This window comes from Kitasatospora sp. NPDC001539 (genome assembly GCF_040298565.1).
Classification (GTDB): domain Bacteria; phylum Actinomycetota; class Actinomycetes; order Streptomycetales; family Streptomycetaceae; genus Kitasatospora.
This window is the reverse complement of record NZ_JBEPAK010000270.1, coordinates 1-9,000: the sequence shown is the minus strand read 5'-3', so window position 1 is coordinate 9,000 and position 9,000 is coordinate 1. Positions and strand designations below refer to the sequence as shown.

The 9,000-nt window shown below is 73.4% G+C and carries 6 protein-coding genes; 2 read left to right on the top strand and 4 right to left on the bottom strand.

Annotated elements, in window-relative coordinates; all coding sequences use genetic code 11:
• Positions 1–243: 243 nt before the first annotated feature.
• A complete protein-coding gene (locus tag ABT247_RS28705) occupies positions 244–1,320 on the bottom strand; it encodes a S1C family serine protease (protein WP_350748057.1) in 1,077 nt (358 codons plus the stop codon).
• 221 nt (positions 1,321–1,541) lie between these two features.
• Here ABT247_RS28705 and galE point away from each other — a divergent pair, with 221 nt between their 5' ends.
• On the top strand, positions 1,542–2,534 hold the full coding sequence (gene galE, locus ABT247_RS28700; protein ID WP_350748051.1) for a UDP-glucose 4-epimerase GalE: 993 nt from the start codon (positions 1,542–1,544) through the stop codon (positions 2,532–2,534).
• 144 nt (positions 2,535–2,678) lie between these two features.
• Here the strand turns inward: galE and ABT247_RS28695 are convergent, their stop codons facing one another.
• Entirely contained in the window at positions 2,679–5,090 is a 2,412-nt protein-coding gene (locus ABT247_RS28695; protein WP_350748048.1) for an outer membrane protein assembly factor BamB family protein, read from the bottom strand.
• Positions 5,091–5,521: 431 nt separating this feature from the next.
• Between ABT247_RS28695 and ABT247_RS28690 the strand changes: the two genes are divergently transcribed.
• Entirely contained in the window at positions 5,522–6,169 is a 648-nt protein-coding gene (locus tag ABT247_RS28690; RefSeq protein WP_350748046.1) for a TetR family transcriptional regulator, read from the top strand.
• A 298-nt stretch (positions 6,170–6,467) separates the two neighbouring features.
• On the opposite strand, the gene ABT247_RS28685 is transcribed toward ABT247_RS28690, so the two are convergent.
• Positions 6,468–7,412 (bottom strand): beta-ketoacyl-ACP synthase III, encoded by a 945-nt coding sequence (locus tag ABT247_RS28685; protein ID WP_350748043.1) that lies wholly within the window; start codon positions 7,410–7,412, stop codon positions 6,468–6,470.
• 110 nt (positions 7,413–7,522) lie between these two features.
• The gene (locus tag ABT247_RS33685) at positions 7,523–8,902 is read right to left on the bottom strand and encodes a L,D-transpeptidase family protein (RefSeq protein ID WP_502892518.1); all 1,380 of its coding nucleotides are present in this window, start codon (positions 8,900–8,902) and stop codon (positions 7,523–7,525) included.
• Positions 8,903–9,000: the final 98 nt, after the last annotated feature.

Genomic DNA, 9,000 nt, shown 5'->3' with positions numbered 1-9,000 from the left:
GCCCAGACCGAGCGGAGGACCGGCCCCGGCGCGGGTCCGGCGCGGCGGCCGGCCCGCAGCACCCTTGCGCGGTGGGCGGGCCCGGCGGCGCACCGGGGCATCGGGGAGGGAGGCGGCGCCGGAGAGGAGACGGCGTCGGGCAGGGGCGGCGTCGGAGGGGGAAGGGGGACGGCGTCGGGCAGGGGCGGTGCCGGGGAACGCCGGCGTCCGTCCGCGGACCCCGCCGGCGTCGGCGGACGGGCCCTACGGGGTGGTGTCCAGGGTGCCGAGGGTGACCTCGGCGGTCTGGGTGTTGCCGTCCCTGACGTAGGTGACGGTGACCTTGCTGCCCGGGGTGAGCGAGGCGAGCGCGGTGGTGAGCGCGTTCAGCGAGTCGACCGGGGTGTCGCCGATCTTGGTGATGACGTCACCCGGCTGCAGCCCCGCGGCGGCGGCCGCGCCGCCCGGGGTGACCGTGACGATCGCCGCGCCGGACGGCTGGAACTGCTGGTTGAAGCTCGTCCGGGCGGTGATGCCGAGTGCGGCGCGGCCGGAGTTGGTGACCTTGCCCTGCTTGATCAGCTGGTCCGCGATGTTGGTGATGGTCGACGCCGGGATCGCGAAGCCGATGCCGGGGGCGGCCGCGCCGCCCGCCTGCGGCTCGGTCGCCGCGAGGGTGTTGATGCCGATCACCTGGCTGCTCAGGTTGACCAGCGCGCCACCGCTGTTACCGGGGTTGATCGCGGCGGAGGTCTGCACCATGTTGCCGATGGTGGCGCCCGGGGAGCCGCCGCCCTGCGGCTCGGTGACGGTCCGCCCGGTCGCCGAGACGATGCCCTGGGTGACGCTGCTGGACAGGCCCAGCGGGCTGCCCATGGCGAGGGTGATCTGACCGATTTCGACCTTGCTCGAGTCGCCGAAGGCGGCCGGCTTGAGGCCGCTCGGCGGGCTGCTGAGCTTGATCACCGCGAGGTCGGAGTCGGGGTAGCTGCCGACCAGCGTGGCGTCCAGGGACTTGGTGGAGTTGGCGAGGGTGACGGTGAAGGTGCTCGCCGAGCCGACGACGTGGGCGTTGGTGACGATGTCGCCCTTGTCGTCGTAGACGATCCCGGAGCCGAGGCTCTCCCCCGTGGTGATCTGCACCACCGAGGGCAGCACGTTGGCGATCACCGTCTGGTAGTCCTGCTGCAGCTGGTTCCCGCCGCCCGACTGGGAGCCGGAGGCCGCGGTCGCGGAGCCGGCCGAGGGGGAGGCGGCGGTGGAGGAGGACGAGGAGGACGTGCTGCTGCACCCGACCAGCGCCAGTGCCGTCAGCGCCGCGACCGCGCCCGGCACGAGCAGCCGCCGGTGAGCCGCCTTGGGCCCGGTCGGCCTCGGACCGGCCGGCAGCGGGCGGTTGTGTTCCTTCTTGCGGCTCACCTGGCTGCCTCCGATTCGTCACCACGCCGAAAGCGCGGGCATGAGAGCACGGAAATCTTTGTCAGCATTTCACCGATTTGTCCTGATTCCTGGCTGGACTCGCCCGAGAAGGTCGACCGAATGCGAACGCCTAGGATTGCCGCATGACTTGGTTGATCACCGGCGGAGCCGGATACATCGGCGGGCACGTCGTCCGTCAGCTGCTCGACGCCGGCGAGCGCGTCGCCGTCCTGGACGACCTCAGCACCGGCGACGCCTCCCGGGTGCCGGCCGGCGTCCCGCTGATCGAGGGCTCCACCCTGGACCGCGCCGTCCTGGACGCCGCGATCCGCGAGCACGGCATCGAGGGCATCCTGCACTTCGCCGCCAAGAAGCAGGTCGGTGAGTCGGTCGAGCAGCCGTTCCTCTACTACCGCGAGAACGTGATCGGCCTGCAGACGGTCCTGGAGGCCGCGGCCGAGGGCGGCGTCAAGCGCTTCCTGTTCTCCTCCTCCGCCGCCGTCTACGGCATGCCGGACGTGGACCTGGTCACCGAGTCCACCCCCTGCGCCCCGATGAGCCCGTACGGCGAGACCAAGCTGGCCGGCGAGTGGCTGGTCGCCGCCGCGGGCAAGGCCCACGGGATGTCCACCGTGGCGCTGCGCTACTTCAACGTGGCCGGCGCCGCCTCGCCCGAGCTCTCCGACGCCGGGGTGTTCAACCTGATCCCGATGGTGTTCGAGCGGCTCACCGCCGGCCGGGCGCCGCTGGTCTTCGGCGACGACTACCAGACCCCGGACGGCACCTGCGTCCGCGACTTCATCCACGTCTCCGACATCGCCTCGGCCCACGTGGCGGCCGCCAAGCGGCTGGCCGCCGACCCGGCCGGCGAGACCTCGCTGGTGCTCAACATCGGCCGTGGCGAGGGCGTCAGCGTCAAGGAGATGATCGAGGTGATCGGCAAGGTCACCGGGTACGACACCACCCCCGAGACGGCGCCGCGCCGCCCCGGCGACCCGGCCCGGGTGGTGGCCTCCGCCGACCTGATCCGGCGCGAGCTGGGCTGGAGCGCCGTCCACGACGTGGCGGACATGGTCTCCTCCGCGTGGGAGGGCTGGTGCAGCCGCCACCCCGAGGCCCGCAGGACCCAGGCCTGATCCCGGGCTGGAACCGGGCCCGGGTCTGGGCCCGGGCCTCGGCCTGAGTCTCGGCCTGTACCTGGGCCTGGGCCTCGGCCTAGGCCTGGGCCTGGGCCTGGGCGTCGGCCCGGACGACCACCGGTACGGCGGTGCCCGCCCCGCTCAGCGGGCGGGCACCGCCGTGCCGTAGTAGGCGTCCAGCGCGTACACGCAACGGTCCTTGGACCCGACGAAGACCCGTCCGCCGACCGCCACCGGGGAGCCGGTGAGCTCGCCCTTGGTGCCGAGCTCCCAGCGCAGCTGACCGGTCGCCAGGTCCAGGGTGTGCAGCGAGTGGTCCCGGCTGCCCAGGTGCACCAGGCCGTCGGCCACCGCCGGGGAGCCGACGATCTCACCGCGCGCGGTGTAGCGCCAGCGCTCCCGGCCGCCCGCCGCCTCGAAGGCGTACAGCACCTCGCCGCTGCCCACCAGCACCATGCCGTCCCCGACCACCACCGGCTCGGCGCCCTGGCGGCTGCCCGTGACGCCGCGCCAGCGGTCCAGGCCGGTGGCCGCGTCCAGCGCGTAGACCGTGCCGAGGTAGTCGGCCACGTAGACCGCGTCGGCGTCCAGCGACGGCGGGGTGAACAGCACCACCGGCGCCTCGAAGCGCCAGCGCTCGGCCCCGGTCGCCGCGTCCAGCGCGTACACCCGGGTGCCGGCCGTCAGGTACAGCACGCCGCCGCGCTCGACCGGGTGCGAGGGCACCTCCTCGCCGACCGGGAACGACCAGCGCAGCCCCGCACCGCGCGGGTCCACGCAGCGCAGCCGCCCGGCGCCGTAGTAGTAGGCGGCGCCCGCCACCAGGACCGGACCGGACTGCGGGTTCTCGTAGTCCTGCTGGGCGTCGTCCGCGCGCCACAGTTCGGCACCGCTGGCGGCCGCGCGCAGCTGGACGCCGCCGCCCCGGACGCCGCAGCAGAGCACGCCGTCGGCGGCGGAGAGCGAGTAGACCCAGCCGTCCAACGAGGTGCGCCAGCGCTCGGTGCCGTCGGCGACGTCCACGGTGTACAGGTGCGGGCCGTCGGCGGCGTGCACCCGGCCGGCGTCCACCGCGAGCGCCCAGGCGACGTCCCGGGTCTTGTAGCGGCGCTCGCCGGAGGCGATGTCCAGCGCGTGCACCTCGAAGCTGGAGACGAAGAGCGTGCCGTCGGCGACGACCGGGGTGCCCCAGACGTCGTTGGACATCCGGAACCGCCAGGGGCGCCAGCGGGCGGCCGGGGCCGGGTGGGCCGGCGGGGCCGGGGCCGCCGCCGTCCGGCGGACCCAGTCGGTCTCGGCCGGGGCGGTGGTCGGGCCGGGCTGCTCGTGCTCGGCCCGCGGCCCGGGGCCTATCCGCACCGAGGCACCGGACAGCTGGACCTCGACGGCGCCGCCGCCGGTGGGTGCCCGGTGCTTGTTCGTGGAGGCGATCTTCGCGGTCGGGATCTCGCCGTCCGGGGCGTGGCCGGGACGCGGTGGACTGTGCACCGGACCGGCCGGCGGCGCCTGCACCCCGCCCGGACGGGGCTGCGGATCGCCCAGACCGGGCGGCTGCGGCGGGATCGAGGGGTGCGGGATCGCCGCGTGCGGGGCCGGGGCCTGCGGCGGCTGCGGCTGCGGCTCGACCGGAGCGGCGTACGGGCGGGGCGGCGGCGCGCTCGGGCGACGGCCGCGCCTGCGCTCGATCAGTTCCAGCGCGTTGGCGGGCAGCCAGTCCCCCGCCTCGCCGGAGGCGTCGTCCCGGGAGAACAGGTGCGGGGCCAGCTCGGCCTGGATCTGCGCGGGGGTCGGCCGGCGCTCGGGCGCCTGCTGCATGCAGGCGCGGACCAGGTCCATCAGCTCGCGCGGCATGCCGGTCAGGTCCGGTTCCTCGCGCAGCAGCTGGAAGACCGTCTCGACCGGGTTGGAGCCGCGGTACGGCGGGTGCCCGGTGGCGCAGAAGACCATCAGCGAGCCGAGCGAGAAGACGTCGCTGGCGCCCCGGACGGTCCGGCTGTCCCGGGCCTGCTCGGGGGACATGTAGGCGGGGGTGCCGACCGCGACGTTGGTCATGGTGAGCCGGGTGCTGGAGACCCCGGACGCGATGCCGAAGTCGATCACCTTCGGGCCGTCCTCGACCACCAGGACGTTGGAGGGCTTGAGGTCGCGGTGGATCAGCCCGGCGCCGTGGATGGACTGCAGCGCCTCGGCGATGCCCGCGACCAGCCAGCGGGTGGCGTCCACCGGCAGCGGCCCGCACTCCTCGACCAGGTCCTCCAGCGAGGGCGCCGGGATGTAGGCGGTGGCCAGCCAGGGCACCCGGGCGTCCGCGTCGGCGTCCACCACGGCCGCGGTGTAGAAGCCGCCGACCGTCTTGGCGGCCGCGATCTCGCGCGCGAAGCGGACCCGGAACAGCTCGTCCTCGGCCAGCTCCCCCCGGACGGTCTTGATGGCCACCCGGCGTCCGGACGCGGAGCGCGCCAGGTAGACCAGCCCCATCCCACCCGCGCCGAGTCGCCCCAGCACCTCGAAGGGCCCGATCCGCCTCGGATCGTGCGCCGTCAGCTGGTCCACTCCGCTGCCACCTCCCCGTTTCCGCACCCGCCGCGTGGTGCCGGTCCCGATTCTCCAATGCCGCCCGGCGCATCTCCAACCTCCCCCGCCCGGAGCGGCCCGCCGGGCCGGGGTCCGCCCGCCGCCGGCTCCGCCCGGTCACCGAGGACGGAACGGCCGGATTCTGACGCCCGCTCCGTCCCGGGCTTGCGCTCGCGCCCCCGGACCGTCCATTTCCGGGCCGGAGTAATGGTCACGCTCTGTCATCCGATCATCCCTCAGCGGACTCGCCGTCACGCTATGGGGTCAAAAGCACACGGGGGGGCCACAACAGCGCCCCGGAGGCCGGTGAATATCCGTCCGAAGCGGTTCGGGCCGTATAGCAACCCCCGCGCGGAGTAATAGTCGCATCGCCGAATCGCGCCAAGATCGTGCCACGGTAAGCTGACGGCATGACAGGACAAGTTCGCACCGTCGACGGTCGCGTCGCCGGGCGACGCGGACAGGAGACGCGGCAGAAGCTGCTCGACTGCCTCCGCGAGATGCTCAGCACGTCGCCCTATCGGGACGTCAAGGTCATCGACGTCGCCCGTATGGCGGGTACCTCCCCCGCGACCTTCTACCAGTACTTCCCGGATGTCGAGGGCGCAGTCCTCGAAATCGCCGAGGAAATGGCCAAGGACGCCGACACCCTCAAAGAGCTGGTGGCCGGAAAGTCCTGGGCAGGGAAGTCCGGACCGACCACTTCGGAAGAACTGGTCGACGGATTCCTCGCCTTCTGGCGCAAGAACGACGCCATTCTCCGAGTGGTCACGCTCGGTGCCGCGGAAGGGGACAAGCGGTTCTTCAAGATCCGCATGACGGTCCTCAACGCGGTCGCCAAACCACTCGCGGAAGCCGTCAAGGATCTCCAGGCGAAGGGTCAGGCCGACAAGGCGCTCGATCCGAACGCCGTCTCGGGGGCCCTGGTCTCCCTGCTCGCCTCGGCGGCGGAGCACCAGAAGGCCTTCACCTCCTGGGGCGTCAAGGTCAAGGACCTCAAGCCCAACCTCGCTCCCCTGGTGTACCTGGGCGTCACCGGCAAGAAGGCGCCCAAGTAGGACCATCCGTTCGATCCACCATCCGCTCCGCGCGCAGCCCCGGCCTCCTGTCCGGGGAACGACGGACGGCGGCCGTGTCCTCGGGGGAGGTCCGCCGACGTACCGCACGCGCGCCAGACATGCCGGTGGGCGGGCACCCCTCACACAGGGTGCCCGCCCACCGGCATGTGCGGTGTCAGGGCCGGTCCGCGCCCGGGTCAGGGCGGTGGGAGCGGGCGGACCGGGGACGGTCCGGCCGTCAGCGGCGGTCCGGCCCCTCAGCTGCGGTCGCGGTCCGGGCGGTCGCGGCCGGGGCGGGTCACGGGCAGCGGACGACCTGGCCGGCGTAGGCGAGACCGCCGCCGAAGCCGAAGAGCAGCACCGGGTCGCCCGGGGAGAGCTCGCCGCGTTCGACCAGCTTGGAGAAGGCGAGCGGGATGGAGGCGGCCGAGGTGTTGCCGGAGTCGACCACGTCCCGGGCCACCACGGCGTCACCGAGGCCCAGCTTGGCGGCGATCGCGTCGATGATCCGCAGGTTCGCCTGGTGCGGGACGAAGCCCTTGAGCTCGGAGGGGTCGATCCCGGCCCGCTCGCAGGCCTGCCGGGCCAGCGGGGCGAGCTGGGTGGTGGCCCAGCGGAACACCGACTGGCCCTGCTGGCTGATCACCGGGTCCCATCCCGTGATCACCACGGCGTCGCTCTTCTCCGGTTCGGTGCCCCACACCACGGGCCCGATGCCGGGTTCGGCGCCCTCCTCCTGGGCCTCGACCACGGCGGCGCCCGCCCCGTCGCCGAAGATCACGCAGGTGGAGCGGTCGGTCCAGTCGAGGGTGTCGGACATCCGCTCGGCGCCGATCACCAGCGCGCGGCGGGCCGCTCCGGCCCGGATCGCGTGGTCGGCGGTGGCGAGCGCGTAGGAGAAGCCCGAGCAGACCGTGTTGATGTCGTACGCGGCGGGCGAGCGCACGCCCAGCCGGGCGGCCACGGCGGCGGCGGTGTGGGGGCTGCGTTCGATCGCCGTGCAGGTGGCGACCACGACCAGGTCGATGTCGTCGGCCGTCCGACCGCTGTGGGCGAGCGCCTTCTGCGCTGCCTCGGTGGCGAGGTCGACGAGGGTCTCGCCCTCGGCGATGTGCCGCGTGCGGATGCCGACCCGGGTGCGGATCCACTGGTCGTCGGTGTCGACGAGCGCCGCCAGGTCGTCGTTGGTGAGGACCTTGGGGGGCTGGTAGTGGCCGAGTGCCACAATGCGTGAACCGCTCATACTGCCATGGAACCCGGTTACCGGTTGGTCAGCCGGGCATGACCGGCTACAGGATCCGCACCGGCGATCTGTAGGAGATCGACAAGCCGCCCGTCACCCGTACGCCGAGGTCAGGCGGCCAGGGTGGCCGCGTCGCCCATGACGATGACCGGGTGGGCGGCCGGATCCAGGGTGCGGATGAGCTCGGCCATCTTGTCCTCGGGGATCGACACGCAGCCGTGGGTGGGCCCGTCATGGTCGACGTGGAGCCAGATCCCGCCGCCCTTCTTGGCGCCCATCGGACGGCGCGGGTCGAGCGGGGAGGTGCCGGGCACCCGGTTGTAGTTGATCGCGACCACGTAGTCGAAGGAGCCGGCCAGCTGGTCGCCGAAGAAGCCGGTGCCGGAGACGACGAAGTTCGCGTCCTTGTCGTACGGGAGCTTGCTGCCCGGGTCGGCGTTGTGACCGCCCGCGTCGGTGAGCGAGAAGACGCCGATCGGGCTGCGCAGGTCGCCCTCGTTGTGGTCGGCGGTCCAGCCGTTCTTGCCGTTGTGGCCGTTCCAGGTCTCGCCGGCCAGCCAGCGGCCCTCGGGGGTCCGGGTCCAGAGGACGACAGTGTTCTTGTCGGTGTTCTTGTCGGCGCCGGAGGCGACCACGACCTGGGTGGTCTCGGCGGGGATCTTCGCGGTGAAGGCGGCGCCGAGGCCGGGTATCGCGGCCAGGGAGGCGTCCGGGCGGGCCTCGCCGCGGCCGGCGGCCGGGGGCGCGGACTGCCGGTCGGCGGCGGCCTGGACGGCGGCGGGGGCGGGCGCGGGCTGGTCGGGCTTGCTGACGCCCTCGGGGCCCGGACCGTCGGCGGCCGCGATGCCGGGCTTGGCGTCGTCCTGGCCGACGGTGTACCAGCCGGCGGCGGCCGCGACCAGCAGGGCGGTACCGGCCATCACGGCCTTGCCGTGACGTTTCTGCTTGGCCTTGCGCCTCCGGCCCCGGGCGGCGGCCCGGCCGCCGGGCGCGGGAGCCGCGGCGGGGGTGACGGACGCGAGGGGTGCCGACTCCCCGTGGACCGACTCCCCGTGGACCGGCTGCTCGTACGGCGGCTGCTCGTGGAGCGCCTGCTCGTCCTCCGATTGCCCGTAGTCCGTCTGCCCGTAGTACGCCTGCTCGTACGTCGGCTGGTCGTACGTCGTCTCGTCGTACGTCGCCTGCCGGTACGTCGGCTGCTCGTAGAGCGCCTGCCCGTACTCCGGCTGCTGCCCGTGGAACTGCTCCTGGTACACCGTCTCCGGCTCGGCGGCGTACGGCCGGAACGGCTCGTCGTAGGCCGCGGAGTACCCGTCAGCGGCCTGCGGGGCCTGCCGGTACTCGCCGTGGCGGTCGTGCCGCAGGGGCTGCCCGTACGGCTCGTACGCGCTGTGCGGCGTGTCCTGCGACTGCTGCGGCACTCCGCCGTACACCGGCTCCCGCATCGGCTCGTACGGCGGGTACTCGGTGGCGCGATGAGAACCGGACATGCCGTCGATCCTGCCAAACGCCGTACCGGTTGGTAAACCCGGGCCGGGTGCGGGGCCCGTGAAGACGCCGCCGCCCGGACCGCGGGTGCGGTCCGGGC

Bases quoted from the DNA above. Each gene is read 5' to 3' on its own strand.
- galE (WP_350748051.1), top strand. From the start codon at position 1,542: ATGACTTGGTTGATCACCGGCGGAGCCGGATACATCGGCGGGCACGTC.
- ABT247_RS28690 (WP_350748046.1), top strand. From the start codon at position 5,522: ATGACAGGACAAGTTCGCACCGTCGACGGTCGCGTCGCCGGGCGACGC.
- ABT247_RS28685 (WP_350748043.1), bottom strand. From the start codon at position 7,412: ATGAGCGGTTCACGCATTGTGGCACTCGGCCACTACCAGCCCCCCAAG.
- ABT247_RS33685 (WP_502892518.1), bottom strand. From the start codon at position 8,902: ATGTCCGGTTCTCATCGCGCCACCGAGTACCCGCCGTACGAGCCGATG.